Source organism: Streptomyces sp. NPDC094143 (assembly GCF_040303825.1).
Classification (GTDB): Bacteria; Actinomycetota; Actinomycetes; order Streptomycetales; family Streptomycetaceae; genus Streptomyces.
Genome location: NZ_JBEOTZ010000004.1, coordinates 78769 through 102177 on the forward strand (window position 1 = coordinate 78769; position 23409 = coordinate 102177).

The window sequence follows — 23409 nt, forward strand, 5'->3', positions numbered from 1 at the left end:
CGGTCAGCCGGTGGCGTACACGTCCTCGGTGTAGCGCCCGTCCGCGATCAGCCCGTCGAGCCACTGCTCGGCGGCCGTCTCGTCGGCGTCCGGTGTGTGCTTGCGGAACAGCGTACGGAACGCCTCCCGCACTCCGGGCGCCATTCGGGAACCGTCCCCGCAGACGTACACCCGCGCTCCGGCGCCGAGCAGGGCCCAGACCTCCTCGGCCTCGGCGGCGATGCGGTGCTGCACGAACCGCACCTCGCCCTCGGGGGCCTCGCTGAAGGCGGGGCGCAGGGACACGGCCCCGGCGGCCTCGGCGGCGCGCAGTTCCGCCGCGTGCAGGAAGTCCGCGTCGGGGGCGTCGCAGCCGAAGTAGCAGAGGGCGGGGGCGAGTTCGGCACCCGGTCGGCGCCGGACTCCGCGAGCCGTTCGTCGATCCGGGTCGGGACGTGCTGGTAGGTGGCCGCCCAGTTGCGGTCGCCGACGCCGAGGACCGCGTACGTCACACCCGACAGGTCGCGGTCCTCCTCCAGCCGGGCGGCGAAGGCGGTGGCGTCGTCGGTGGGGCGGCCGTTGTAGGAGGCGGCCGTGATGACCACGGGCCGGTCGGTGGGCAGCCCGTCCGCGTAGGCGTCGAGGGGTGCCACCTCGGTGTCGCAGCCGAGGGCGGCGGCCTCGTCGGCGAGTCGGGCGGCGAGGTCGCGGCAGGTGCCGTAGTTGCTGCCGTGCAGGAAGAGGGCGGCGGTGCCGGGGCGGACGCGGGCGGGCAGGCCCTGCGGCCCGGCGTCCCGGGTCCGCTCGGCCCGGACGCCGGGCAGCGGCGGGTGGATGCGGCCGGCCGGTGTGCGCGGGGTGAGCGTGAGGGTGAAGCCCTCGGGCTTGAGGGTGAGCGTCTCCTTGACCGTGAGGCGGTAGCCGGCGTGGTCGTTGAACCGGTAGCGGTGGACCAGCATGGCCAGCAGCATGGTGGCCTCGTGCAGCGCGAACTGCCGTCCGATGCAGGCCCGTTCACCGGGTCGCGATGCCGGTCGCGGTGTGCGACGTGTACGGCGCGGTGCTGCTCGCCAATCCGGCGATGGCGGCGGAGTGCGGCACGACGCCCGGGCGACTTCGCGGACATGACGTGCTGGAGCTGTTCAGCCCGCGGGAGGCGACGCAGGTGGAGCGGATCGCCCAGGCGCTGCGGCTGCGGCACCGCTCGCGCTACCGGGTGTCGGTGCGCTGGCGCGCGCCGGGCGGCGTCGAGCGGTACGGGGAGCTGACGGCGGACCCGGTCAGCGACACGGTCGAGGAGACCCCGGCCCTGCTGGTGATGCTGCGGGTGGACGGCGAGCGCGCACCCCGTTCGGACCCGCCCGCCGGCCAGGCCCGGGTCACGCCGGCCCAGGCGCGGATCCTGGCCCTGCTGGCCGCCGGCGCCACCACGGCCCGGGCCGCCCGCGAGACCGGCCTGACCACCGACGGCGTCACGTACCACCTGCGCCGCCTGTCCTGCCGCTGGCGGGCCGCCAACCGCACGGAACTGGTGGCCCGGGCCTATGCGCTGGGCGTGCTGGTCCCGGGGGTCTGGCCGCCGCGGGCCGCGGGGGTGGAATAGGGGGTGCCGGACGTCGCGGCGTCCGGCTGGATCCGCGGGCAGGTCCCTGGCCGTGCCCGCGCCCTCCGGGGCGCCGAAGCGCGCCAGGATGTGCCAGACCCTCTTGAGGTCCTGGGGGTCGCGTCCCGGGCCAGACGGGCGAGGACGGGGCCGCCGCGGGCGGAGCGGTCCGGGTGGAAGTCCAGCGTGATGCGCAGCCGCGGGCCGACGGCGGGTCCCGCCGAGCGCGCCGCCACATGGCTCAGCGCCGCCCTGGCGCGCGCGGAGACGGCCTCTCCGAAATCCATTGGCTCCCTCTCGTCGGTGACACCTACCCTGGGCCGGAAACCTAGGACCCCTAGGTTCGGGAACGACGACCAGGAGCCCTCCCATGAGATCACTCACCGAGCAGGACATCCGCAAGTCCTTCATCAACTGCTCCAAGGGAGAGGCCAAGCGGCTGACGGTGCCCCGGGACCTCGCCGAGCGCTCCTGGGACGATCTCGACTTCCTCGGGTGGCGCGACCCGGGCGCGCCCGACCGCAGCTATCTGGTGACCGAGGTCGGCGGGCGGCTGGTGGGGGTGACGATGCGGTTCCAGGCCGCGCAACGCGGGTTCCTGCACCGCAGCATGTGCTCGCTGTGCCTGACCACCCATCCGCGCGGCGGCGTTTCGCTCATGACCGCGCCCAAGGCGGGTGCGGCCGGCCGCGAGGGCAACTCGGTCGGCGTCTACATGTGCACCGACCTCGCCTGCTCCCTGTACCTGCGAGGGAAGAAGGAGCCGGAGTCCGGGGCCCGGTTCGAGGAGAGCCTCACCCTGGAGGAGCAGATCGAGCGGACCAGGGGCAACCTGGCCGCCTTCCTCGACAGGCTCCATGCGTGATCCTCGTGTGATCTTCCTCGTGATCTGCCTCGGTCGCCCGTGGTACCCGACGGCACTAACGTCCTTGATGGACACGTTCGAAGCCGGAGGAAGGGGAACAGCCCGAGGATGCGAGAGGTACGCGAGTGGACGGTCCGGGCCGGAAAGATCCTGAGGAAGCGCCGTGATCCGGTGGTCGTCCAGACACTGCGGTCGGCGTTCGCGGCGACGATCGCCTACGTCATCGCGCTCCGGCTGAGCCCCGAGAAGGCGCCGCTCACCGCCCCCCTGACGGCTCTGCTGGTCGTCCAGGTGACGCTGTACGCCACGCTCACCAACGGCTTCCGGCGGGTGAACGCGGTGGTGACCGGGGTGCTCGTCGCCATCGCGTTCAGCCTGCTGGTGGGCCTGACCTGGTGGAGCCTGGCGCTGCTGCTCGTGGCCTCGCTGGTCGTGGGACGGCTGGTCCGGGTGGAGGAGTACGTACCCGAGGTCGCGATCAGCGCCATGCTGGTCCTCGGGGTCACAACCGTCGGCGACACCGCCTGGGCCCGGGTGCTGGAGACGCTGATCGGCGCCGTCGTCGGGCTCGGCTGCAATCTGCTGCTCGCTCCCCCGGTGTGGGTGGAGGAGGCCGGCGAGTCGATCGAGGGCCTGGCCCGCCGGCTGCGCCAGCTGATGCTCCGCATGGGCGAGGAGGCCGCGGGCGCGCCGCCCGTGGACCGTGCGGCCCAGCGGCTGCACGAGGCGCGGCGCCTGGACCACGACATCGTCGAGGTGGACGCCGCCCTGCGGCAGGCCGAGGACAGCCTGCGCCTCAACCCGCGCGTGCGGGAGGGCCTGCTGCACCGGGTGGTGCTGCGCACCGGCCTGGACACGCTGGAGATCTGCACGGTCGTCCTGCGCGTGCTCGCCCGCACTCTCACCGACCTCGCTAAGGAGCGCGAGCCCAAGCCGCTGTTCGAGTCCGAGACCGGCGCCGTGCTGGAGCAGTTGCTGTCCGAGATCGCCGACGCCGTGGTCAGTTTCGCGGTGCTGGTCACGACCCACCTCAGCGCGAGCGCCGAGTCGGCGGAGGAACGTCTCGCCACCGAACTGCGCTCCGCCGCGGCCACCCGCGACAAGCTCGCGGTGCTGCTGCGCGAGGAATCCGAGCGCGACAAGAACAACTGGCAGCTGCCCGGCGCCGTCCTGACGGAGGTCAACCGGATCCTGGACGAGCTGGACACCGAGCACCGCACCAAGCGCCTGTTCGAGGAGCTGGACCGGGTGTCGGCGGAACAGCGGGAGCGGATGCCGCGGCTGACCCGGCTGCGGGAGCGGCTGGGCGTTCAGGAACAGCTGTGGCGGAACCGCGCGGGGTTCGGCGGGCGTTCTCGCTGAGGGAAGCCGGCGCGGGGCCGGCGCCGAGGCGAGGAGCGGGCCGATGGCCGACACGACCGTGCGGATCGACGGGAACACACTGCGGCTGCCGGGCGGTGTGGCCGTGCGGTTCATCCGCACCCTGCGCCTGCCGGAGACGGGCACGCATCCGCTGCCGCCCGGGCTGGGCGAGTTCCCGGTCCGGCGGGTGGCGGACCACGCGGACCGGGTGCCCGAGGCGATGCGGGCGCGCGGCGGCGTGATGCTGCCGGTGTACCTGCGCGAGGCGATGTGGCTGAACTTCGCGGGCACCGCGGAACCGGCCGCGCTGCAGGTGGGCGTCGGCAAGGTGTGCGCGGTCTCGGGCCGCCCCTGGAGCGACCGACTGACCCGTGACCCGCAGAACTACGTGGTGCTGCCCCGCCAGCCCTGGCTCGACGGCATCAACTCCGGTACGGGCACGGTGCGGCAGTTCGTGGCCGTACCGCTCGGCCTGGGTGCCACGGTGGAGGGCCAGGTCACGGGCGAGGAGGTGTGGGGCGGGATCCAGCTGCGGTCGTTCCCGCTGAACGACGAGGAGCTGACCACGTGGCGCGCGGCGGAGCGCCGGCGGCTGGAGCGCACGCGGTTCGCGGCGCCGCCGCCCTACGGCGCCCCGATGGCGGGCGGGCCCATGGCCGCGCCCGGCGGTTTCGGCGCGGCCATGCCCATGGCGGCGCCACCCGCGCCCGGATCGGTCCCGGCCCCCGCCCCCGGTGCCGCCCCGGCGAGCCCGCCCCGCGCGGCCGCGGCCATGGGTCTCGGCGTCGGCGGCTCCATGCGGCAGGAGGTCTACGAGGACGACCGGCCGCTCGCGCACTGGTCCCGGCAGCCCGCCGGGCGGGTCTTCGTGCACCTGGTGACTCCGCCGGAGTGGCACCGCATCACCGGTGAGGCGGCACCGCCCTCCCCGGTGGACCGGGCCGCGTACACCCGCGCGGGCCTGCCCTGGTTCGACTACTACGACCAGGACGCGCAGGACCTGCGCGCCCCGGACGAACTCCAGGCCGTCAAGCCCGTCGGCGACTGGCTCGGGGACGACCACGAGCCCTGGGAGCAGCCCGCGCCCGGACAGGTGCGGCCGCTCAAGGACGCGCCCGGCAAGCCCGTGGCGGACGGCGACTGGTAGGCGAGGGGGCGGGTCGCGTCGCGCGCGACGCCCGGTGCCGTTGTTGCACCCGACAGGTGATCCACGTCAAGGTGGCTGTCCGCGACGGGGACGAGCGACGACCTGGGGACGACATGGACAGTGGCTGGAACAGGCGCCGGTTCGTCGGCGCACTGGCCGGCGGGGCCGCCGCGGCGGCGCTGCCGGCCTGCGACGACGCACCCGCGCCCGCGACGACTCCCCCGGCCTCGCCCGCCACGGGCACGAGCCCGTCCGGCGCGGCCCGCCGCCCCTCCGGGCCCCGGCCCCTCTACCTCGGCACATACACGTCCGCCGAGGGCGGCGGCAAGGGCATCGGCCTGGCGACGTACGACCCGGCGACGGGCCGGATCACCGGCACGGGCACCATCACCGGCGTCGGCGACCCGTCGTACCTGGCGCTGCACCCGGACCGGCGCACGCTGTACGCGGTGGACGAGCGCGAGGACGGGGCCGTGACCGCCGTCCGGCTGTCCGACCGCAAGGTGCTGGGCAGCCGCGGCACCGGCGGGGCGGCGCCCTGCCATCTGTCGGTGCACCCGCGCGGCCGCTGGCTGCTCAGCGCGAACTACGGGTCGGGCAGCGTGGCCGTGCATCCCATCGACGCCTCGGGAGCCCTGGGCGAGCGCACCGATCTGGTCCGGCACTCCAGCCCGCCGCCCGGGCCGGGCCAGGACGGGCCGCACGCCCACCAGTTCGTCACGAGTCCGGACGGACGCCATGTGCTCGCCGTCGACCTGGGCACGGACACCGTCTACACCTACCGCCTGGACGAGAAGGCCGGCACGCTCACCGAGGTCGCCCGGGCGAGGACCCGGCCCGGCGCCGGGCCCCGGCACCTCACGTTCCACCCCGGCGGCCGCTACGCCTACCTCGCCGACGAGGTCGGCGACACGGTCTCCGTCTGCTCCTACGAGCCGGCCTCCGGGCGGCTGCGCGTCGGCGAGGCGCAGTCCACGGGCACCGGCCCGGGCACCAACTACCCCGCGCAGCTGCTGGTGACCGGCGACGGCCGCTACGCGTATCTGGCCAACCGCGGCCACAACAGCCTCGCGCGCTATGCGATCGAGGCGGACGGTGCCCGGCTGAGACTGCTGGACACCGTGCCCGTGGAGGGGGACTTCCCCCGCCAGATCGCCTTCTCCCCGGAGGGCACACTGCTGTTCGCGGCGAACCAGAGGTCCTCCACGGTCAGCGTCTTCCACGTGGACCGGGCAACCGGCGCACTGCGTCCCGCGGGCGACCCGTTCCCCTCACCGGTCGCCGTCTGTGCGCTGCCGCTGTAGCGCCCGGGGGCAGGAGGCGGCGGCCGCCTGGCTGAGCAGCACGTGCATCCGCTCGGTGAGCTGTGCGACGTCGTCGGCGGGCCGGTGGAACGCCAGGCGTACGTCACCGTGGCCGCGGGCGCGTTCGATGCGCAGCGTCAGCCCGTGCCGGTCGACGGCGAGCGGCTGGACGCGGACCGCGCCGTGCAGGCTGCCGGGCTCGACGAGCCGGGTGAGCCGCTCGACCGCGTCGGCGTGGCAGTCGGCGAGGTGGGTCAGCAACCGGGCCTCGGCCGTGGTGAGCGGGTCGGGCGTGGCCGCGGCGAACTCGTCGAGGTCCACGACCACGGCCCCCGAGGGCCGGCGCAGCACCACACGCGTGGGCGTGAAGGCGAGCCGGTCCTCCTCGGCGGCGAACCAGCCGGCGAGCCACAGCCTGGCGCGGACCCGGCTGCGCAGCGGGACGGGGGCGACGTCGGCGAACTCCAGCACCGCGGACGGCTCGCCGCGGGGCGCGCAGATCGCGGCCCCCAGCAGGGCGCTGTCCTCGGGCACGGTCACCGTCACCCGGCCGTCCTCGGCCACCGTGTGCGCGCCGACCAGTTCCTCGCGCGTCCCCTCCGCGGTCAGCGAGCAGGACCACGCTGCGGCGAGCACCGAGCGCGCCCGCTCCGCCGCTGCGGGGGCCGCCGTCCAACTGTGGCTGTCGTCACCCATCCCAGACCTCCTTAGGTAAGCCTTGCCTAACTTACAGAAGATCGGGGTGTGAGCCAACCGGAGCACGTGATCTTCGCGAGACTTTTCAGGGCGTGAGGACGCCCAGCAGAGCGCGTGCGCACAGCTCGCGCACCTGATCCCGGCTCAACTCCGCGTCGCGCAGCCACTCCAGGCACACCGACGTGGTGAACGCCAGCCACCCGCGCACCGCCAGCCGCACCTCGGGCCGCTCCTCGAAGGCCGGGCCGAACTCGGGATCGGCGGCGAGGGCGGCCAGGATCTGCCGCTCCTGCGCGGCCAGGGCCCGCTGGTACACGCGCCGGACCGCCTGGTCCCCGGCCGCGTCGGCGCGGTGGAACGCCCGGTAGCCGTGGGCGTGGGCCCGCACGTACTCCAGGAACGTGTCGAGACCGGCCGCGAGCTGCGCGCGCACCGGGACGCCGGGCACCGCCGCCGTCATGCGCAGCATCCGCTCGCTCTCGCGCTCGACCACCGCCGCGAAGAAGTCCCGCTTGGTCGGGAAGTAGTGGTAGAGCAGCCCGCGTGACACCCCGGCGATCTCGGCGACCTGCTCGATCCACACGTCGTCGTAGGGGCTGTCCGAGAACAGCCGCGCCCCGACCGACAGGAGCTGCTCCCGGCGCTCCCCGGTGCTGAGCCGGCGGCGCGTGCGCCCGCCTTGGTTCGCGGCCATGCGCGCACTTTAGTTGACGCCGGTTCAACAACGGGACCAGACTGAAACGCGCTGTTGAACCCACGTACAACACGTGTGAAGCCATCGCTGGATCGAGGGAGATCGCGTCATGACGGAGGCGCCGGTACGGGACGGGCTGCCCAAGGGGTTCCGCAGCGCCGAGCTGGGCTGGCCCGAGCTGCAGCGCATTCCGCATCCGCCGCGCCGGATCCCGCTGCTCGGTGACGTGGTGGGCGTGAACCGGCGCACTCCCCTGCAGGACTCGCTCCGTCACGCCCGGCAGCTGGGGCCGGTGTTCCGGCGCAAGGCGTTCGGCAAGGAGTTCGTGTTCGTCTGGGGCGCCCGGCACACGGCCGACCTCGCGGACGAGTCGCGGTTCGCCAAGCACGTGGGGCTCGGCATCGCCAATCTGCGACCGGTGGCCGGGGACGGCCTGTTCACCGCCTACAACCACGAGCCGAACTGGCAGCTGGCGCACGACGTGCTCGCGCCGGGGTTCAGCCGGGAGGCCATGGCCGGCTACCACCCGATGATGCTGTCCGTCGCGCGGCGGCTGACGGAGCACTGGGACCGGGCGGCGTCGGCGGGGCGGACGGTGGACGTGCCGGGCGACATGACCAAGCTGACGCTGGAGACGATCGCGCGCACCGGGTTCGGCCATGACTTCGGCTCGTTCGAACGCTCCCGGCCGCACCCTTTCGTGACCGCGATGGTCGGCACCCTGACGTACGCGCAGCGGCTCAACACCGTGCCCTTCCCGCTGGCCCCGCTGCTGCTGCGCGGCGCGACCCGGCGCAACACGGCCGACATCGCCCACCTCAACCGCACGGTCGACGAGCTGATCCGCTCGCGGCGCGCCGGGGGCGGCGGGGACGGGGACCTGCTCGACCGGATGCTGCGGACGGCCCACCCCGGGACCGGCGAGCGGCTGGCGGACCGGAACGTGCGCCGCCAGGTCATCACCTTCCTGGTCGCCGGCCACGAGACGACGTCCGGCGCGCTCTCCTTCGCCCTGCACTACCTCTCGCGCCATCCCGAGGTCGCGGCCCGGGCCCGCGCCGAGGTGGACCGCGTCTGGGCGGACGCGGCGGAACCGGCCTACGAGCAGGTGGCCCGGCTGCGTTACGTGCGCCGGGTGCTGGACGAGTCGCTGCGGCTGTGGCCCACCGCGCCGGCCTTCGCCCGGGAGGCCCGGGAGGACACCGTGCTGGCCGGGGAGCACCCCATGCGGCGCGGGGCGTGGGCGCTGGTGCTGACGCCGATGCTGCACCGTGACCCGGAGGTGTGGGGCGCGGACGCCGAGCGGTTCGACCCCGACCGCTTCGAGGCGGAGGCGGTGCGGTCCCGGGCCCCGCACACCTTCAAGCCCTTCGGGACGGGAGCGCGGGCGTGCATCGGACGGCAGTTCGCCCTGCACGAGGCCACGCTGGTGCTCGGCCTGCTGCTGCGCCGCTACGAGCTGCGGCCCGACCCGGCCTACCGGCTGCGCGTCACGGAACGGCTGACGCTGATGCCGGAGGGCCTGCGGCTGCGCCCGGAACGCCGGACCCCGGTGCGGGAGACGGACTCAGACCCGCGCCGTCCAGTGCCCGGGGCGGGTGACTGACTCCGGCAACCGCGTTCCTGCGCTGCCGCGCGCCGCGTTGAGCTGCGGCTGGGTGAGGTAGAACGCCCCGGTCAGGTCGGCGTCGGTGAGGTCCGTGTCGCGGAGGTCCGCGCCGATCAGGTCGGCGCCGCGCAGGTCCGCGCCGGTGAGGTCGGCGGCGATGAGGCAGGCGCCCCGCAGGGTGGCGCCGCGCAGGTCGGCGCCCCTGAGGCGGGCGCCGACGAGGTCCGCCCCGCGGCGGTCCTTCCCGCGGCCCTTGATGCCGGCCCGGGCCAGCTCACTGGTTCTCAGCAACAGGACGTTGACGGTCCGGCGGTGCGCTCCCACGTCCAGCGCGGCGAGTTCCCCTGGGGTCCCGGCGGCCAGCTCCTCGGTCCGCTCCAGCGCCGTGCGCAGCTGGGTGTGGAGGGAGCGGGCGGCCGGCAGGGCGAGCGCCTCGGTCAGGTACCACAGCAGCTCGTGCAGCTGACGGACGACCGGGAACACGTCGAACATGCGGCGGGCGTGCTCCGGCGGCCCGGTCCGCCAGCCCTGCCCGCCGAAGGTGACCTGCGAGACCCGCTGCCCGGCGCCGAAGCAGTCGTAGACCGTGCAGCCGGTGAATCCTTTCCGCCGCAGCTCGGTGTGGATGCCGCAGCGGTGGTCGTCCCGGAGGTTGCGGCAGGGCGTGCCGGCGTCCTTGGAGACCGCGAAGTCGGCCGAGGCGGCGAAGGGCAGGGCGACGCAGCACAGCCCGAAGCACCGCTCGCAGTCACCGCGCAGTCCCGCTCGCGCGGCTTGATCATCTCGCATGCCGTTCAGCATACGAAACGACCGGTCGTGCCCCGGTGGCCGTGGTGACCCGGCTCAGCCCGCGAGCCGGGGCACCGCCAGGCGGGCCAGCCGCTCGGGGTCGGCCGGGACGTACAGGCCGGTGACGCGGCCCTCCGTGAAGCCGAGCGTGTCGTCCATCGGCTCCTCACGCCGTGCGGGGCGCGAGCGCAGCGGGTCCGGACAGACCCAACCGGTCACGGTGGTGAGCCGGCCGCCGGGGTTGCGGTGCTCCTCGGACCGGCCGGCCCGGCCGGCCGGTTCCGCACTGCCTGTCCGGCTCTCCACCGCGCCCCGTCGCCCCCGTCATGACCGTTTCACGTCATCTGCTGAACAGTTCGAACGCCACCGCAGGCCGGCCCCCGAACCGCTCCCCCGTCGCCTCGGCGTGCTGCGTCAGGAAGCCGCGGACGTACCCCTCGGGGTCCTCGTCCGAGGACCTTACCTAAGCACGTTTGTCGGGTACCGTCACCCCATGCCCATCGCGCCCGAGTACCTGCATCTCGCCTACCCCGGCGAGGTGTTCAACGCCTACCTGTACGGCCGCGCCTCCCGTGACCCGAAGCGTAAGGGCCGCAGCGTCAAGTCTCAGCTGGAGGAGGGGCGGACGCTGTGTCTGGAGAACGACCTACCGATAGTCGGCATCTTCGAGGACGTCGACCGCTCGGCGTCCGCGTACGCCCGTAAGAAGCGCGACGACTTCGAGGCGATGGTCAAGGGCATCGAGAGCGGCGAGTGCAGGATCCTCGTCGCGTTCGAGGCCTCCCGGTACTACAGGGACCTCGAGGTCTACGTGCGCCTGCGCCGGGTGTGCATGGAGAACGACGTCCTCCTCTGCTACAACGGCCAGGTCTACGACCTCGCCAAGAGCGCCGACCGCAAGGCCACCGCCCGCGACGCGGTCGACGCCGAGGGCGAGGCGGAGAGCATCCGGGAACGGAACCTGCGAACGACGCGGCAGAACGCCAAGCGCGGTGGGGCGCACGGCGTGGTACTGGACGGCTACAAGCGGCGTTACGACCCTGATACCGGCGACCTGGTCGCCCAGGTCCCGGATCCCGAGCGGGCCTCGCTGTGGATCGACATCTTCCGGCGGGTGGCTGAACTGGAGTCGCTGCGCGCCATCCGATTGGATCTGCGCCGGCAGGGCAAGAAGACGGCCCGCGGGCGGGACTTCGAGGAGTGGCACCTGCGCGAGGCGCTGCGCAATCGCGGCTACATCGGCCGGCGCATGCACAACGGCGTCGACGTGGGCCAGGCCATCTGGCCTCCGCTGTCGGACGAAGACACGACCGAGGAGGAGTTCGTCGAACTCTTCCACCAGGTGCAGCAGGTCCTCGACACCCCGGGCCGCAACGTCTCCCCCGGCACGGAGCTTGCACACCTGCAGTCGCACATCGCGCTGTGCGGCGAGCACGAGGACGAGCCGCCGGTGCGCTGGTACAAGAACGCCGGCATCCCGTCGTACGGCTGCTCGACGCGGTTCGACACGTCCATCGCCGAGGCCCGCATGGACGCTTACGTGGAGGAGGGCGTCATCACGTGGCTCGCTTCCGAGCAGGCGGCTGAGGCCTTCCGCCGGGGCCGTGACGACGACAAGAGCCGCAAGGCCCGCATCCGGCTGAAGACGCTGAACGAGCAGCTGGGCAACGCCCGCCGTATGGCCCGGACGCTGCGCGCCGACGGCCGGGGCATGCAGTTGTCGGTCGAGTCCCTCGCCGACCTCGAGGCGGACCTGCTGCCGCAGATCGAGAAGGCCCGGGCGGAGGCCGAGCCCGCTCCGGACCTGCCGCTGCTGGGGCGCATGCTCGGCCGGCCACGGCCCGACGTCGACGAGGCCTGGAACCTGCTGACCCTCGCGCAGCGCCGTACGGTGCTGCGCCGAGTGGTCACCATCCGCTTGTTCAAGGCCCGCACGCGAGGCGTGCGGACCATCGAACCCGGGCGTATCACGCTGTCCTTCTACGGTGAGCCTGGCTTCAAGCCGCTCAAGCGCCGCCAGACGTAGCCGCCCTGGTCCGCCACCGCGGCGGTGGACCAGGGCGGCAGGAACGTTACGGCACTGCCAGCGGCGCGGGCGGCCGCAGCCTCGGATCCAGGAGCCCGCCGGGCGGTGTCGGCGGGCACCGAAACCAGCACTGCAGGTACACCCCCTTGCAGGCCAGCGCGTACAGCATGTCGTTGACGTCGTTCTGCAGCCGGTGTGTGCACGTGTCCTCGGCGACGAGGAAGATGCAGCTGCCGGCCTCCTCGACTGCAGCGACGAGCCAGCCCGAGGGCAGGCCCGCGCCAAGGACGCGTTCCCAGCGGGTGACCGAAAGCCAGTGCCCATCAGGTAGCCCAGGCCCGTCCTGCCGCCATGACCCGCTAGCGACCTGGTGGCTAGATATCAGCGTGAGCTGCTCCGTCAGGTCCTGGCTGATCTCGGGCGGCGAAAACAGCACGTCCACCCGGTTCTGGGGGCGGGAGCGCATGTCGACTGTGCAGCCCGGGTTCAGCTCTCCAACCTGTGCCGGGCGATATTGCACGTGCGTATGGGGCGTGTAAAGCACACAGCCTCCTTGAGCTGCCACACGGCCGCACCGCACAGGGGATGGCCGCGCGTAATCGAACGGTTTCGCTGCCACGCGAGGGGGGTCATCATGCACACGACCGACTACTTTTGGCCACGGTGTAACTACGGTTAGCCCGTACGGGCTAACCAAAACGTTGAAGGCTCAGGCAAGTTGCCTGACGAAAACCGACCACTGGGGCGGATAAGACGGGTCGCGCACCCCGTTACTGCCGCGGTGCGCGCCGGTACTTCTGCATGAGGATTTCAAGCTTCTCTCGATCCTCGGCGCTCACGGGACCAACACCCAGTGCCCTGGATTGCCCGTCCTTGCTCCACACGCTGTAGACGTTCATGAACTGGACCCCCGCCGCCTCCTGGAGCCGCGCCGGATCCAGGTGCAGGGCGTAGACCAGGGCGTCCAACTGCGGATACTCCGGCAGTTCGCCGGGCGCCAGCTCTGCGCGCTCCAGACGATCCAGCCAGCCGACCTCCAGCCCGGCCGCCGCCCCGGGGGCCTCCGCGGTGCGCGACGCCACGTCCTGCAGACTCATCCCGGCCGCCAAGCGCGCTTCCCGCACGATGTCCGACAGGTCCGTGCGGGCGGGGGCCGGGTCCGGCGCGAGGCCCGCCCCTCGGGATGACTCCACCTCCTGGAGATCCCGCCGCGCGAGCTCGACCGCTCGCGCAAAGGACTCCGGCGTGACGCCTAGCTCCAGCGCGGACGCTCGGATGACGCGCCGCAACGCTTCACTGGGCGACAGGCCCTGCTGCTGGATTGACCGAGGGGCCTCACTTGCTTGAGCGGCCTCGCGGCCAGCCAGGGGCGCAGCGTCCCCGCCGGCCAGGACGGCGTACACACTGCCAGGACGCCATTGCAGTGCGGCATCGAGCGCCTGAGCTGTGAGCTCGGTAGGGCGGTAGTCACCTCGCCGGATGGCGCGCAGCGCGGTGTAGGAGATGCCTGCCGCATCGGCGATCTGGCGCCAGTTCATGCGCAGCTCCAGGCGACGCGCATTCATCGCTTCGTCCAGCCGTTCGGACGGCTCCATTACTCGGTTCCTCCGCACCCGCAAGCCCGTCAGTGAAACGCAACTTTACGCAAGCTGGCGCAACGCCGCGCCTGCCCGCAGGCCAAGGTTGCGGCAACTTCCTCCGGTGCGCTTATTGCTTCTTGCGTCTTGAGTCGTTAAGTTGCGTCTCATGCCCAATCAAGTGAGAAGCCCAGTCAAGCAGGGACGGCTTCGGCGCGGCATGACTCTGCGAGATCTGGCCGAGAAGTGCGCGGCGGACGGCGTCCCCGTGGGTCCGTCGACACTCAGCCGAATCGAACGGGGGAAGCAAGTGCCGCGTCCGCGACTCATGAGCGTCCTCGCCGCCCTCCTTGACCTGGACGTAGAGGATCTCGAGCCACGGCTGCGGCCAGACGAGATGTCCGGGAGTGCGGTGTGACTCGCGCTGAGAGGCAGCGGCTGCTCAGCGCCGCTGAGCTCGCAGACGCCCGCGGCCAGGCGCAGCGTGCCCTGGACTCGGTGGGCATCCCGTCCGAGCTGATCGAGTCCCTGCGGCCGATCCTCGCTCCCGCCGCCGAGGCCTGCGCCCTCGAAGAGGCCGCCGCCCGTCCGACGGCCGCCTGACCACATAAAGACGGGGCCGCGCCCGGCTCGACCCCGGAACGCGACCCCTACGGCACACCCACCCCAAACCCGAAGCAGGAGTGGATCTCCATGACCACATCTTCCCAGACCCCGCCCGGGGCGCTGCCCCCCGAGGCCCCGTATCCGGCGGTGCGGCCGCTGCACCAGGCCGTGTTCGAGACGTTCGGTCTCGCGGTGCCCGCCCCGGCCGGCCCCGCCACCGACACCACCCCGGCGGCGACGGTGACCGAAGCCGCGGCCGCGGTCCTGGACGCGAGGATCGCCCAGGACGGCGGCGCGACCGCCGAGCAGCTGGCCGAGGCCGAGCAGAACGCCGGGATCCTCTTCGACCCCGCCCGGGTGAAGGCCGTCGCGGACGCCGCCCGCGCCCAGGGCTACGCCGAGGCAGCGGCGGACCTCGAGGGCGTCCGCGCCGAGCTGCAGGACGCACGCCGCGAACTCGCCCTGCAGGCCGGAGACCACCGGCGCCTGCAGGCCGTGATGCGGCTGTGCGAAGGACACCGCGGCGAAGACCTCGTGATGGTCGCCACGATCGCCACCGCGGCGGAGAGCGGCAGCACCGGCCTGGACGGCATTCCCATGCTCCTCACCTGGGACCGCAGCACCGACATCCCCGCCGCTGCGAACCCGGACAAGCGCGTCATCGTCCACTGCCGCTCCTCCTACGGCGGCCGCGCGGAACTGGTCCTCGACAGCAACGACCGCCAGGCGCTCGCCTCCGTGATCGGCGCCGAGCCGGCGGGCGACATTCACGCGACGTGCACCACGGCCGGGTGCGGAAGCGACGCCGAGGACCTCGACGACACCGACATGTGGGGCTGGTCCCGCCTGGACGTCGTCGGCACCGACGACCGCCCCCGCTGGTACTGCTCGCCGGCCTGCGTGTCCAACGCCCTCGCCCGGGCCGATGAGGAGCTCGCGGCCGCCGACCAGCTCGCCGCGACCGACCCCGACGAGCAGGTGCCCTACCTGCCCGCCGACGACGACGCGCCCGAGTACCTGACCCAGGACCAGGCGGTGCACGGTGAGCGCTGAAACCACCCACACCCCGCTGGAGGCCCTGGAGGCCTTCGAGGCCGGTGCGTTCCGTGTGAGCCAGGTGATGCGCCGTCTGCTCGCCGAGAACCCGGGCCTGCCGGTGTTCTACTTCCGCCCGCTGGTGCAGGTCACGGCCTGGCTGGACGACCAGCCGGCGGAGACCAAACTCGCTCTGCGGTTCAGCGCCCGCACCGTCGACGGCGTACGGGACTGGGCCGCGGCCCTGAACGTGGAGGCCACGACCGAGGTCGTGGACTGGGGCGTGAACGAGCGGACGCTGAACGAGCGCGCCGAACTGATCACGACCGTCGACGGGGTGTCGCTGGAGATCACCGGATCGCGTGAGCTGTCCGCCGAGGAGGCCGCCGCCTGGCACGCCGAGCAGAACCAGGCGGGCGGTGGCCAGTGACCGCGACCGAACCGGCGCAGCAGCGCGGGAAGTGCACCCAGGGCGCGTTGTCCGTGGGCGAAGCCACCCGCATGCTGACCAGGCCGCAGGCCCCGTATGCCGATGCCATCACGGCCGCGCTCGACGCCGTGAGCATGCCGCCCGCCTCCCTGGAGATCGGCTTACGGACCGGCCGGACCGGTGCCTGCGAGCTGTACGCGCACGCCGTGTGGCCGGTGGGCTCCCCGGTGTTGGCGGCCCCGGCCCGGGCGCGCGGCCTGACCCTGGCGTGGTCGCACGTCACCGGCTGGTCCGTGCGCGACACCCAGGAGAATCACGCGCTGCTCGACGTCGACCCGCTCGCCGCGCCCGAGCTGGTGGCCGACGCCGCCCGGCACCACGCCCGGCACGGCATCGACCAGGCCCACCCGTGGGTGCCGCCCTCCGACGGCCGCTGGTCCGAGGCCGTCTACCTCGACATCGCGCTCGCCCTGTTCGAGGAGCAGGGAGGCCCGACGTGGTGATCGTCGCGCTGGTCTGCTGCTACGGCGTCGGAATCGGGCTCGTGTTCACCGTGGCTGTCGTCGCCGACCACGTGATCGACCGCCGCAAGGGCCTGCCGGAGCGGTGGTGCGTCCCGATCCCGGGCCAGTTCCCCTCCTACGTCCGACAGGACTACGCCCGGGCCCGCCAGCTGGCCCGCATCCGCACCAGCACACCGGAGGACTGATGCCGACTCGTCCCGGACTCGTGGCCGAGGCCGCGATCGCCGTCCTCGCCGCCCGCCTCTCCGTGGAGATCCCCGGGCTGGGCCAGGACGAGATCACCCGCATCGCCCGCCACCAGGCCGCCGAGCTCACCCGCGCCGGGTTCCACGTCACCGTGCCCGTGGAGGCCCTCGCCACCACCGCACGGCGCCTCAAGGCCCAGCGCGCCACCTGATCCCCGGGCGGGCGGCCCGTGACCTGACAACCGGCCCGCCCGCCCGGCCACCAACCACCATCTGGAGTACGACCGTGCGTCCCACCGTGCGGCGCGTTGACCCGCGCCTGCAGATCATGACCGAGGCCATCGAGGGTCTCATCCCCGGCGCCACGCCGGCGTTCCTGACCGTGGAGGTCACTGAGACGCTGCCCGGCACCGGCGAGCGCCGCAACACCTGGACCGGCCGCCCCGACGGACTCGCGGAGCGGATGTTCACCGCCCTGTACGGCCGCCCCGACGCCGCCGAGCAGCTCAGCCCGCTCGCCCGGGCCGAGGACGCCAAGCGCCGCCGGGACCTCGGCGGCGAGCTCAGCGCCCTCATCGAGGGGCACACCGACCTCACTTCCGCGCCCTGGTACCCGGCCCGGCCCGGGGATTTGATCCACGTGCACTACGAAGGCGCCGGCGAGAGCGCCGCGTTCGGCGAGACGTACATCATCGACGCCGCCAGCCACGGCTTCCTCACCATGCGGCTGCTGTGCCACACCCTGCCCGACCCCGACGAGGCCAGCGGCATGGTGGGCTGCTTCGCCGTGGAAGACGACCCGGATCCGCTCATGGAGCTGTGGTTCGAAGCAGGCCCGCACACGCTGACCATCATCCGCGACGGCCGCCCCGTCCACATCGGCGGCGCACGGTGACGCCGGCGTCGGCGCGCGACCTGCGCCGCGCCCGCGTCGCCGAACTGCGCCGGGCTGAGCCGGACCTGAGCCACCGCGAGATGGCCGAGCGGCTGGGCGTCTCCAAGGACACCGTGCGCCGGGACCTGGAGGCCCTCGACGCCGAGGCGGCGCAGACTGCGCCAGCGACCGAAAAGCCCTTGGCGCAAACTGCGCCGCAGGTCAACGGGCATGGCGCGCCGGAACGTGCGCCGGATGCGCCAGCCGCGGGCCTGCCCCGCAGGGACGCTGATCCGCTCGCCGGCATGGACGTGAGCCAGTGGCGCGCGCTGCGCCGCGACCTCGCGGTGCTGGCGCAGACCGGCCGCAGCGCCGAGGCGCTGGTGCACCAGGCGGTCACCGCCGTGGCCTTCAGCTACCGCCAGGCCCTGACCCGGGGGCAACTGGAGCCCGGGCAGCCGTTCCTGATCAGTGCCATGCAGCTCCGCCCGGCCGCGCAGCTCGGCGACCGGCCGGTGCCCGCGCTGGCGGAGCGTCCGTGACCGGGCCGGCCGCCCCGCCCCCTCCCACCCCGGGGCGGCCGGCCCCCTCCTACCCGTGGCGGCCCGGCCAGCGCGTACCGGAGTGCCAGGTGCCCCATGTCCCGCACTCGCTGACCTGGGCCCGCCTGTACGCATCTGGCTGGCTCTGCGACCGGCACAGCCCGTGGCACCGGGCGGGCCGCCAGGACCCCACACGTCCCCCCACGCCCTGACCGTACGGGCCCGGCCCCGCCCGGGCCCGACCAGACCACCGGCCGCACCGGCCGGCTCATTTTGAGGAAGCATCTCGTGTCCGACAACGCCCAGCTCGCCCGCACCGGCACCGCCGGCGCCCTCGTCATCGGCACCACTGTCGTCACCGGCTGGTGGCTCCTGGCCGCGGCCGCCGCTGCCGTCCTCCTCGGCGCCGTGATCCTGCGGGTCGGCTTCCGTCGCGGCAAGAACGCGGGCCAGCAGTGACCGGCCAGCGCACGCCCCTGGACGCCCGCGTGCACCGCTCGGGCACCGTTCTCGCCGCGGCGGTCACGCTCGTCGCCGCGGCGGTGTGGGCCGCCCACCACGGCGTGCAGGCCGCCTCCTGGGGCGACGCCACCGGCAGCCGACTCGCCGCGGTGTGGACGGTGACGTTCCTGCTCCTGCTGAGCCAGACCCTCATGTACCACTGCGAGCGGCCCCGCCGCGTCACCGCCCGCGCCCGCCGCCAGCTCGACGCCCTGCACGTCGCGGTCCTGCTGCCGGTCTACAACGAGGACGAGGGCTACCTGTACCTGGGCCTGGAGTCGTTGCTCACCCAGACGCGGCGGCCCAACTCCGTGCACGTCGTCGACGACGGCTCCACCACCGGCGACTACGCCCAGGTGCGTTCCTGGTGGCTGCGCCACGCCCGGGAGGCCGGGATCGCCACGACGTGGCAGCGCACCCCGAACGGCGGCAAGCGGCACGCCCAGGCCGCCGGCGTCGTCGCCTCGCCCCGGGCGGACATCTACATCACCGTCGACTCCGACTCGTGCCTGGCACCGAACGCCCTCGAGGAGATCCTCAAGCCGTTCGCCCGGCCGAAGGTGCAGTCGGTCGCCGGGATCGTCCTGGCCACCAACCACCGCACCAACCTGCTCACCAGGGTCACGGACCTGTGGTTCATCACCGGCCAGCTCACCGACCGCTCCGCCCTGTCCGCGATGGGCGCCGTCCTCGTCAACTCCGGCCCGCTCGCCGCCTACCGGGCCCCGGTGGTGCGCGACAACCTCGACAGCTACCTGAACGAGACGTTCATGGGGCGGCCCGTGGGGTTCTCCGACGACTCCCTGCTCACCCTCTACGCGCTGCTGCGCGGCCGCACCGTGCAGCAGCCGTCCGCCGTGGTGTTCACCGCCCTGCCGGAGAAGGCCTCCCACTTCGCCCGCATGTACATGCGCTGGATGCGCGGCTCCACCATCCGCTCGATATGGCGCATGCGCTACCTGCCCCTGACCGGCTGGGCCTACTGGGCCCACCTCCTGCGCTGGTTCCAAGTCGCCTTGTCGACTTCGGTCCTGGGCTGGCTGCTCGTCGTCGAACCCGTCCGGTACGGCAACACCCCGCCCGTCAGCTTCCTGGTGGTGCCGTTCCTCATCGGCTGGGCGCAGGCCCTGCGCTACCTGAGCGTCATCCGCTCCGACGAGCGCATGCGCCAGCGCGCCGTGACGTGGCTGCTGATGCCGCTCGCCGTCCTCGGCGCGTGGACGGTGCTGCGCGTCATGCGCTGGTACGGCGCCGCCACCTGCGCCCGCACCGGTTGGGGCACGCGGCAGAACGGCGCCGAGGTCTCCCTGGCCGCCGTCCCCGCCCCGCGCACCGAGCCGGACGCCGAGACCACCCTGCAGCTCGCCCTGCCCACCGCCCGCTGAACCACCGCCGGGCCCCGCACCGGGGCCCGGCACCCCTTCATCGACACGCACTCTGCGAGGACCTGATGACCGAACAGCTCACCAGAGCCATACCGACCCCCGCCGTCCTGGCCCCGCGGCCGCGGCCCGCTTTCGACCGTGACCGGTGGGAGGCCGCCGTGCTGGCTAGCGACGTGCAGCCGTACGCCCGCCTCGTCGCCCTGGTCCTCGCGCACAGTGCGGGCCCGGCCGGCTATCTGCCCGTCAACGGCCCGCAGATGGCCAGCCGCCTGGCCGAGCGCACCGGCCTGAACCTCAAGCAGGCCCGGGTGTCGCTCAAGGTCCTCGAGGTCACCGGCTTCATCGAGCGGCCCGGCCTCGACACCTGGCGGCCGCAGGAAGCCGTCCGCCCGATCACGCTCGTCCACCCCGCCCCGGCCGCCCGCACGGAGCCATCCCATCCGGAGGCGGAGGGGTGAGCGGGGAGCAGTTACCTCTGCTGCCCGCTGATCCGCCCCGCTGGGGCGGCCCGGCCGCCGCGGCCGTCGACCCGATCCGCACCCAGGGCCGCACCGAGTACGCCGTGCGATGCGAGGGCTGTGGCGCCGTCCACCGCCACATCGCCCCCGGCGTCCGCACCGGCCCGTGCGGCGCCACCTACACCGTCCCCGACGGCGACGAACTCGCCGACGACTCCTCCTAGGACACCGTGCCTCAGCTGCCTGCCGCCGCCGAGCCCCGCCACAGCAGTGGCGGGGCCGGTGGTGCTGCGCGCGGGCAGTGGGTGAAGTACCCCCTGCGCGTCGTCACCGACGCCGAGGCCTACGCACCGGCCGACACGAACTTCTACGGCAAGGTCAAGGCCCTGTCCAAGGGCCGCCGCGCCACCGCCTCCATGACGAAGCTGGCCGCGTACCTGGGCTGCTCCAAGTCGACCGTTGAGCGTGCCGCTCGCCGCCTGGGCAGGCCCGCCCCGACCGACGGCGTGCAGGAGCTGTTCACCAGGCGGCAGACCCACCGCGTGTCCGGCACCGGGCAGACCGCGGAGCGCTGGTGCCGTGACCTCGAGCGCGGTGAAGCGTACGTGTGGGGGCCCGTACGAGCCGCGGACAGCCTCACCGGCATCGAGCACCGCCTGTACCTCGGCCTGCGCTACAGCATCGTCGTCAAGGGCCACCAGCCCACCCTCAGCGAGCTCGCCCAGCTGCTGCGCCACCACGGCGGCGAGCACGCCGGCCGGCCGCTCGCCGAGGCCTCCGTGGCCCGCCTCCTGGACCGCCTCTCCGGATACGGGTGGATCAGCGTCGACAAGCGCGCCGGTTACCGCGGCCGCCACCTCATCACCGTCCACGACGACCCGGTTCAGCCGGCCACCGATCCGGCCGCGACTCCTGATCCTGGTGACGGATCGGGTCCCGATCTTGCTGACGGGTCCCTCGCGTATAAGGAAGACCAGCAACTGAACGACCCGAGGAACACGGACCGCCGTGGTCCTTCCGCCGTAGGCGAAGTGACCGTAAGTGTCCGCCCGCCTGTGGATACCCCCGGTAACCCGACGCCCGCCACGTTCCGCTCGGCGCCCCGCACGGCCTGCCCGCCCTCCGCCGAGCCGCTCACCCTCCCGCCGCGCGTCTGGGCCGTCCTGGAGCCCGTACGCGACCTGCTGCCCGCCGTACGGCCGTTCGTCCTGCGCCGCATCCGCGACGAAGTCGCCCGCCAGCTCGACACCGGCGTCCTGCCCGAGGACATCACCGACCAGCTGCGCCTGCTGCGCGCCTGGACCCCCCACGAGGACCTCACCGACCCCGGCCGCTGGATCCTCGGCGCCGCCCTGCCCGCACAACCCGGTCCCTGCGGCCTCACCGACTGCGTGCGCGGGTTCATGCGCCACACCGGCGCGCCCTGCAAGGCCTGCGCCGACCACCGCACCCAGCGACCGGCCCCGCCCGCCCCGGCACCCGTGCCGCCACCCCCACGCCACGCCTCGCCACCCCGGGCCACCCCTCACCCGGGCGTGCCCCCGCCCCGGCCTCCAGCGGCCCCACCGAGCCGCGTTGGCCCACCGCCGCTGCCCGGCGGCTGGCGGGCCCTCGTCGCCCGCGAGCGACCCGCAGACGCCGCCCGCACCTACCGCCACCGCTGGAGGGGAGACGACGCCCGCCTCCTGCCACCCGAGACCGCCTGACCGACCCGAGAGGAGCCCACCTGCGATGCCCTACCCGACACCGCGCCCGCCCGCCCCCAACGGCCCCGGACGCTGCCCCAGATGCCTGCAAGACGTCCTGTGGTGCATCACCGCCAAGGCCCGCGTCCCGTTCGCCGTCGACCTTGAGCGCGACGACCGCGGCAACCAAGCCGTGCGCCAGGACCACACCGGCCGCTGGCTCACGCGCCAACTCACCCGCGAACGGCCCACCCCCGAGGCCGACGAGCACCTGCACATGCCCCACATCAAGACCTGCCCCATACCCGCACCCCGCCCCCCGCGGCCGCCGGCCACCCGCACCCGCACCCGCCAGGGCGTACGACCCAACCGGTGGCAGCGATGACCACCACCGACCACGCCATCGCCGAGCTCATCCGCGCCAACCTCACCGCCGTCGAGATCCGCACACTCACCGGCGTCGGCTACTCCCGCATCGCCCAGGTCCGCAGGGAACACCAACTGCCCACCGCCCGCCCCGACAGGCCCTCACGCACCGTCGACGAGGCCCTCGCGCTGTACGCCGAACCCCACGGAGACGGACACGTCCGCTGGAACGGCCCCATGCGCGGCCGCGCCCCCGTGTTCGAGGCACAAGGCCGCCGCTACAGCGCCCGCGAGGTGATGTTCCGCCGCCACCACGGCCGCGCCCAACTCGGCAACATCTGCACCGCCTGCACCGTCCCCGGCTGCATCGCCGGCGCCCACCTCGCCGACCGCATCGCCCGCACCCCCATGCCCACCAACACCAACGCGGCCATCACCCTGCTCATCGAAATTGGCGCCAGCGACTGGCAGATCGTCACCCACCTCGACACCACCGCGGCCGCCATCACCCGCATCCGCCAGACCCTCAACTCCACCCCAGGCAGGACCCGATGACATCACCCCACGCCACCGGCCCCCGCCACGTCGTCGAGAACGCCCTATGGGACTGGTGGACCACCACCGACCCCGCCGCCCCGTTCGACCCCGCCGACGTCGCCATACGCATCGACGAGCACCTGCACAACGCCGGCCTCACCATCGCCCCCGACCCCGGAATACCCACCATGCACACACCCGCCCCACCCAGCCGCGCCGGCATCGCCTTCACCGCGTTCCTGACCCTCGCCTGCGCCACCGCCGGCCACGCTGCCTTCACCCGCGGCGAGTGGCCCTGGGCCATCGCCGGAGCGCTCGGCGCGATCATGTTCACCTGGGCAGTCGCCGACGAACTCGCCCAACGCCGCACCTACCGCCGCAGGACCACCCGATGACCCCCGACCAGGCCTACATCATCGGCGCCATCGGCGGCGCCACCCTCGCCGTGACCCTGGTCCTCATCGTGCTCCTGGCCCTCGCCCTGCACGCCGCCGTGACCCGCATCATCGACCTCCACGACGCCTACCGCGAACGCCGCGCCCACGCCCGCCAGCAGGCCGCCGAACTCGCCACCCTGAACGCCATCAACGCCCTGCCCACCACCCGCCACCCCACCGAAAACTGACACCC

Annotated in this window: 30 protein-coding genes and 2 pseudogenes; 24 read left to right on the forward strand and 8 right to left on the reverse strand. The window is 73.3% G+C overall.

Going from position 1 to position 23409, the window contains the following annotated elements:
- Positions 1 to 3: 3 nt before the first annotated feature.
- Positions 4 to 998 (reverse strand): annotated as a pseudogene (locus tag ABTZ58_RS06795) (flavodoxin domain-containing protein); the annotation flags it as partial.
- Positions 999 to 1006: 8 nt separating this feature from the next.
- On the opposite strand from ABTZ58_RS06795, the gene ABTZ58_RS06800 reads away from it, so the two are divergent.
- From ABTZ58_RS06800 to ABTZ58_RS06820, 5 genes are all read left to right on the forward strand, one after another.
- Positions 1007 to 1582: a PAS domain S-box protein gene (locus ABTZ58_RS06800; protein ID WP_351351177.1), complete on the forward strand. Its 576-nt coding sequence runs from the start codon at positions 1007 to 1009 to the stop codon at positions 1580 to 1582.
- 370 nt (positions 1583 to 1952) lie between these two features.
- Positions 1953 to 2447, forward strand: coding sequence for an FBP domain-containing protein (locus ABTZ58_RS06805; RefSeq protein ID WP_351351180.1), 495 nt, complete (start codon positions 1953 to 1955; stop codon positions 2445 to 2447).
- A 108-nt stretch (positions 2448 to 2555) separates the two neighbouring features.
- Positions 2556 to 3809 carry an aromatic acid exporter family protein gene (locus tag ABTZ58_RS06810; RefSeq protein WP_351351183.1) on the forward strand — a complete coding sequence of 418 codons (1254 nt, stop codon included), beginning with the start codon at positions 2556 to 2558 and terminating at the stop codon, positions 3807 to 3809.
- Positions 3810 to 3852: 43 nt separating this feature from the next.
- The gene (locus ABTZ58_RS06815; RefSeq protein ID WP_351351186.1) at positions 3853 to 4956 is read left to right on the forward strand and encodes a hypothetical protein; all 1104 of its coding nucleotides are present in this window, start codon (positions 3853 to 3855) and stop codon (positions 4954 to 4956) included.
- Between the two features lie 113 nt (positions 4957 to 5069).
- A complete protein-coding gene (locus ABTZ58_RS06820) occupies positions 5070 to 6260 on the forward strand; it encodes a lactonase family protein (RefSeq protein ID WP_351351846.1) in 1191 nt (396 codons plus the stop codon).
- On the opposite strand, the gene ABTZ58_RS06825 is transcribed toward ABTZ58_RS06820, so the two are convergent.
- Both ABTZ58_RS06825 and ABTZ58_RS06830 read right to left on the reverse strand, forming a co-directional pair.
- Positions 6228 to 6956, reverse strand: coding sequence for a DUF2470 domain-containing protein (locus ABTZ58_RS06825; RefSeq protein WP_351351189.1), 729 nt, complete (start codon positions 6954 to 6956; stop codon positions 6228 to 6230). The two genes, ABTZ58_RS06820 and ABTZ58_RS06825, sit on opposite strands and share 33 nt — an antisense overlap.
- Before the next feature lie 85 nt (positions 6957 to 7041).
- On the reverse strand, positions 7042 to 7650 hold the full coding sequence (locus ABTZ58_RS06830) for a TetR/AcrR family transcriptional regulator (protein WP_351351192.1): 609 nt from the start codon (positions 7648 to 7650) through the stop codon (positions 7042 to 7044).
- Between the two features lie 109 nt (positions 7651 to 7759).
- Between ABTZ58_RS06830 and ABTZ58_RS06835 the strand changes: the two genes are divergently transcribed.
- Positions 7760 to 9256 (forward strand): cytochrome P450, encoded by a 1497-nt coding sequence (locus ABTZ58_RS06835; protein ID WP_351351195.1) that lies wholly within the window; start codon positions 7760 to 7762, stop codon positions 9254 to 9256.
- Here the strand turns inward: ABTZ58_RS06835 and ABTZ58_RS06840 are convergent.
- The 3 genes and pseudogenes from ABTZ58_RS06840 to ABTZ58_RS06850 all read right to left on the reverse strand — a co-directional run.
- A complete protein-coding gene (locus tag ABTZ58_RS06840; protein WP_351351198.1) occupies positions 9218 to 10060 on the reverse strand; it encodes a pentapeptide repeat-containing protein in 843 nt (280 codons plus the stop codon). The genes ABTZ58_RS06835 and ABTZ58_RS06840 overlap by 39 nt on opposite strands.
- Before the next feature lie 42 nt (positions 10061 to 10102).
- Positions 10103 to 10354 carry a hypothetical protein gene (locus ABTZ58_RS06845; protein ID WP_351351867.1) on the reverse strand — a complete coding sequence of 84 codons (252 nt, stop codon included), beginning with the start codon at positions 10352 to 10354 and terminating at the stop codon, positions 10103 to 10105.
- A 34-nt stretch (positions 10355 to 10388) separates the two neighbouring features.
- Positions 10389 to 10502, reverse strand: a pseudogene (locus tag ABTZ58_RS06850) (PIG-L family deacetylase); the annotation flags it as partial.
- Positions 10503 to 10541: 39 nt separating this feature from the next.
- Between ABTZ58_RS06850 and ABTZ58_RS06855 the strand changes: the two are divergent.
- A complete protein-coding gene (locus tag ABTZ58_RS06855; RefSeq protein WP_351351201.1) occupies positions 10542 to 12074 on the forward strand; it encodes a recombinase family protein in 1533 nt (510 codons plus the stop codon).
- A gap of 46 nt (positions 12075 to 12120) precedes the next feature.
- Here the strand turns inward: ABTZ58_RS06855 and ABTZ58_RS06860 are convergent, their stop codons facing one another.
- Together ABTZ58_RS06860 and ABTZ58_RS06865 are read right to left on the reverse strand one after the other, a co-directional pair.
- Positions 12121 to 12618 carry a hypothetical protein gene (locus ABTZ58_RS06860; RefSeq protein ID WP_351351204.1) on the reverse strand — a complete coding sequence of 166 codons (498 nt, stop codon included), beginning with the start codon at positions 12616 to 12618 and terminating at the stop codon, positions 12121 to 12123.
- Positions 12619 to 12844: 226 nt separating this feature from the next.
- Entirely contained in the window at positions 12845 to 13669 is an 825-nt protein-coding gene (locus tag ABTZ58_RS06865) for a helix-turn-helix domain-containing protein (protein WP_351351207.1), read from the reverse strand.
- A 151-nt stretch (positions 13670 to 13820) separates the two neighbouring features.
- On the opposite strand from ABTZ58_RS06865, the gene ABTZ58_RS06870 reads away from it, so the two are divergent.
- The 17 genes from ABTZ58_RS06870 to ABTZ58_RS06950 all read left to right on the forward strand — a co-directional run bounded on the left by ABTZ58_RS06870 (position 13821) and on the right by ABTZ58_RS06950 (position 23404).
- A complete protein-coding gene (locus tag ABTZ58_RS06870; RefSeq protein ID WP_351351210.1) occupies positions 13821 to 14069 on the forward strand; it encodes a helix-turn-helix transcriptional regulator in 249 nt (82 codons plus the stop codon).
- Positions 14066 to 14254 (forward strand): hypothetical protein, encoded by a 189-nt coding sequence (locus tag ABTZ58_RS06875; protein ID WP_351351213.1) that lies wholly within the window; start codon positions 14066 to 14068, stop codon positions 14252 to 14254. The genes ABTZ58_RS06870 and ABTZ58_RS06875 overlap by 4 nt, the downstream gene beginning before the upstream one ends.
- A gap of 90 nt (positions 14255 to 14344) precedes the next feature.
- Positions 14345 to 15310, forward strand: a complete 966-nt coding sequence (locus ABTZ58_RS06880) for a hypothetical protein (RefSeq protein WP_351351216.1) — start codon at positions 14345 to 14347, stop codon at positions 15308 to 15310.
- On the forward strand, positions 15300 to 15722 hold the full coding sequence (locus ABTZ58_RS06885; protein ID WP_351351219.1) for a hypothetical protein: 423 nt from the start codon (positions 15300 to 15302) through the stop codon (positions 15720 to 15722). Before ABTZ58_RS06880 ends, ABTZ58_RS06885 begins: the two co-directional genes overlap by 11 nt.
- Positions 15719 to 16225 (forward strand): hypothetical protein, encoded by a 507-nt coding sequence (locus ABTZ58_RS06890; protein WP_351351222.1) that lies wholly within the window; start codon positions 15719 to 15721, stop codon positions 16223 to 16225. Before ABTZ58_RS06885 ends, ABTZ58_RS06890 begins: the two co-directional genes overlap by 4 nt.
- A complete protein-coding gene (locus tag ABTZ58_RS06895) occupies positions 16219 to 16431 on the forward strand; it encodes a hypothetical protein (RefSeq protein ID WP_351351225.1) in 213 nt (70 codons plus the stop codon). Before ABTZ58_RS06890 ends, ABTZ58_RS06895 begins: the two co-directional genes overlap by 7 nt.
- On the forward strand, positions 16431 to 16643 hold the full coding sequence (locus ABTZ58_RS06900) for a hypothetical protein (protein ID WP_351351228.1): 213 nt from the start codon (positions 16431 to 16433) through the stop codon (positions 16641 to 16643). Before ABTZ58_RS06895 ends, ABTZ58_RS06900 begins: the two co-directional genes overlap by 1 nt.
- Before the next feature lie 74 nt (positions 16644 to 16717).
- The gene (locus ABTZ58_RS06905; RefSeq protein WP_351351231.1) at positions 16718 to 17326 is read left to right on the forward strand and encodes a hypothetical protein; all 609 of its coding nucleotides are present in this window, start codon (positions 16718 to 16720) and stop codon (positions 17324 to 17326) included.
- Entirely contained in the window at positions 17323 to 17847 is a 525-nt protein-coding gene (locus tag ABTZ58_RS06910; RefSeq protein ID WP_351351234.1) for a helix-turn-helix domain-containing protein, read from the forward strand. Before ABTZ58_RS06905 ends, ABTZ58_RS06910 begins: the two co-directional genes overlap by 4 nt.
- 288 nt (positions 17848 to 18135) lie before the next feature.
- Positions 18136 to 18306, forward strand: coding sequence for a hypothetical protein (locus ABTZ58_RS06915; RefSeq protein WP_351351237.1), 171 nt, complete (start codon positions 18136 to 18138; stop codon positions 18304 to 18306).
- Positions 18303 to 19733, forward strand: a complete 1431-nt coding sequence (locus tag ABTZ58_RS06920) for a glycosyltransferase family 2 protein (protein ID WP_351351240.1) — start codon at positions 18303 to 18305, stop codon at positions 19731 to 19733. Before ABTZ58_RS06915 ends, ABTZ58_RS06920 begins: the two co-directional genes overlap by 4 nt.
- A 65-nt stretch (positions 19734 to 19798) precedes the next feature.
- Complete coding sequence (locus tag ABTZ58_RS06925) at positions 19799 to 20191, forward strand: hypothetical protein (protein ID WP_351351243.1); 393 nt, start codon at positions 19799 to 19801, stop codon at positions 20189 to 20191.
- 230 nt (positions 20192 to 20421) lie between these two features.
- Positions 20422 to 21897, forward strand: a complete 1476-nt coding sequence (locus ABTZ58_RS06930) for a hypothetical protein (protein WP_351351246.1) — start codon at positions 20422 to 20424, stop codon at positions 21895 to 21897.
- Positions 21898 to 21922: 25 nt separating this feature from the next.
- Entirely contained in the window at positions 21923 to 22261 is a 339-nt protein-coding gene (locus ABTZ58_RS06935) for a hypothetical protein (protein ID WP_351351249.1), read from the forward strand.
- A complete protein-coding gene (locus ABTZ58_RS06940) occupies positions 22249 to 22797 on the forward strand; it encodes a hypothetical protein (RefSeq protein ID WP_351351252.1) in 549 nt (182 codons plus the stop codon). Before ABTZ58_RS06935 ends, ABTZ58_RS06940 begins: the two co-directional genes overlap by 13 nt.
- Complete coding sequence (locus ABTZ58_RS06945; protein WP_351351255.1) at positions 22794 to 23174, forward strand: hypothetical protein; 381 nt, start codon at positions 22794 to 22796, stop codon at positions 23172 to 23174. Before ABTZ58_RS06940 ends, ABTZ58_RS06945 begins: the two co-directional genes overlap by 4 nt.
- Positions 23171 to 23404: a hypothetical protein gene (locus tag ABTZ58_RS06950; RefSeq protein WP_351351258.1), complete on the forward strand. Its 234-nt coding sequence runs from the start codon at positions 23171 to 23173 to the stop codon at positions 23402 to 23404. The genes ABTZ58_RS06945 and ABTZ58_RS06950 overlap by 4 nt, the downstream gene beginning before the upstream one ends.
- Positions 23405 to 23409 lie beyond the last annotated feature (5 nt).

Excerpts from the sequence above, each read along its gene's own strand:
- ABTZ58_RS06800 (WP_351351177.1), top strand. The coding sequence starts at position 1,007 with ATGCCGGTCGCGGTGTGCGACGTGTACGGCGCGGTGCTGCTCGCCAAT.
- ABTZ58_RS06805 (WP_351351180.1), top strand. The coding sequence starts at position 1,953 with ATGAGATCACTCACCGAGCAGGACATCCGCAAGTCCTTCATCAACTGC.
- ABTZ58_RS06810 (WP_351351183.1), top strand. The coding sequence starts at position 2,556 with ATGCGAGAGGTACGCGAGTGGACGGTCCGGGCCGGAAAGATCCTGAGG.
- ABTZ58_RS06815 (WP_351351186.1), top strand. The coding sequence starts at position 3,853 with ATGGCCGACACGACCGTGCGGATCGACGGGAACACACTGCGGCTGCCG.
- ABTZ58_RS06820 (WP_351351846.1), top strand. The coding sequence starts at position 5,070 with ATGGACAGTGGCTGGAACAGGCGCCGGTTCGTCGGCGCACTGGCCGGC.
- ABTZ58_RS06825 (WP_351351189.1), bottom strand. The coding sequence starts at position 6,956 with ATGGGTGACGACAGCCACAGTTGGACGGCGGCCCCCGCAGCGGCGGAG.
- ABTZ58_RS06830 (WP_351351192.1), bottom strand. The coding sequence starts at position 7,650 with ATGGCCGCGAACCAAGGCGGGCGCACGCGCCGCCGGCTCAGCACCGGG.
- ABTZ58_RS06835 (WP_351351195.1), top strand. The coding sequence starts at position 7,760 with ATGACGGAGGCGCCGGTACGGGACGGGCTGCCCAAGGGGTTCCGCAGC.
- ABTZ58_RS06840 (WP_351351198.1), bottom strand. The coding sequence starts at position 10,060 with ATGCTGAACGGCATGCGAGATGATCAAGCCGCGCGAGCGGGACTGCGC.
- ABTZ58_RS06855 (WP_351351201.1), top strand. The coding sequence starts at position 10,542 with ATGCCCATCGCGCCCGAGTACCTGCATCTCGCCTACCCCGGCGAGGTG.
- ABTZ58_RS06865 (WP_351351207.1), bottom strand. The coding sequence starts at position 13,669 with ATGGAGCCGTCCGAACGGCTGGACGAAGCGATGAATGCGCGTCGCCTG.
- ABTZ58_RS06870 (WP_351351210.1), top strand. The coding sequence starts at position 13,821 with ATGCCCAATCAAGTGAGAAGCCCAGTCAAGCAGGGACGGCTTCGGCGC.
- ABTZ58_RS06880 (WP_351351216.1), top strand. The coding sequence starts at position 14,345 with ATGACCACATCTTCCCAGACCCCGCCCGGGGCGCTGCCCCCCGAGGCC.
- ABTZ58_RS06900 (WP_351351228.1), top strand. The coding sequence starts at position 16,431 with ATGCCGACTCGTCCCGGACTCGTGGCCGAGGCCGCGATCGCCGTCCTC.
- ABTZ58_RS06925 (WP_351351243.1), top strand. The coding sequence starts at position 19,799 with ATGACCGAACAGCTCACCAGAGCCATACCGACCCCCGCCGTCCTGGCC.
- ABTZ58_RS06935 (WP_351351249.1), top strand. The coding sequence starts at position 21,923 with ATGCCCTACCCGACACCGCGCCCGCCCGCCCCCAACGGCCCCGGACGC.
- ABTZ58_RS06945 (WP_351351255.1), top strand. The coding sequence starts at position 22,794 with ATGACATCACCCCACGCCACCGGCCCCCGCCACGTCGTCGAGAACGCC.
- ABTZ58_RS06950 (WP_351351258.1), top strand. The coding sequence starts at position 23,171 with ATGACCCCCGACCAGGCCTACATCATCGGCGCCATCGGCGGCGCCACC.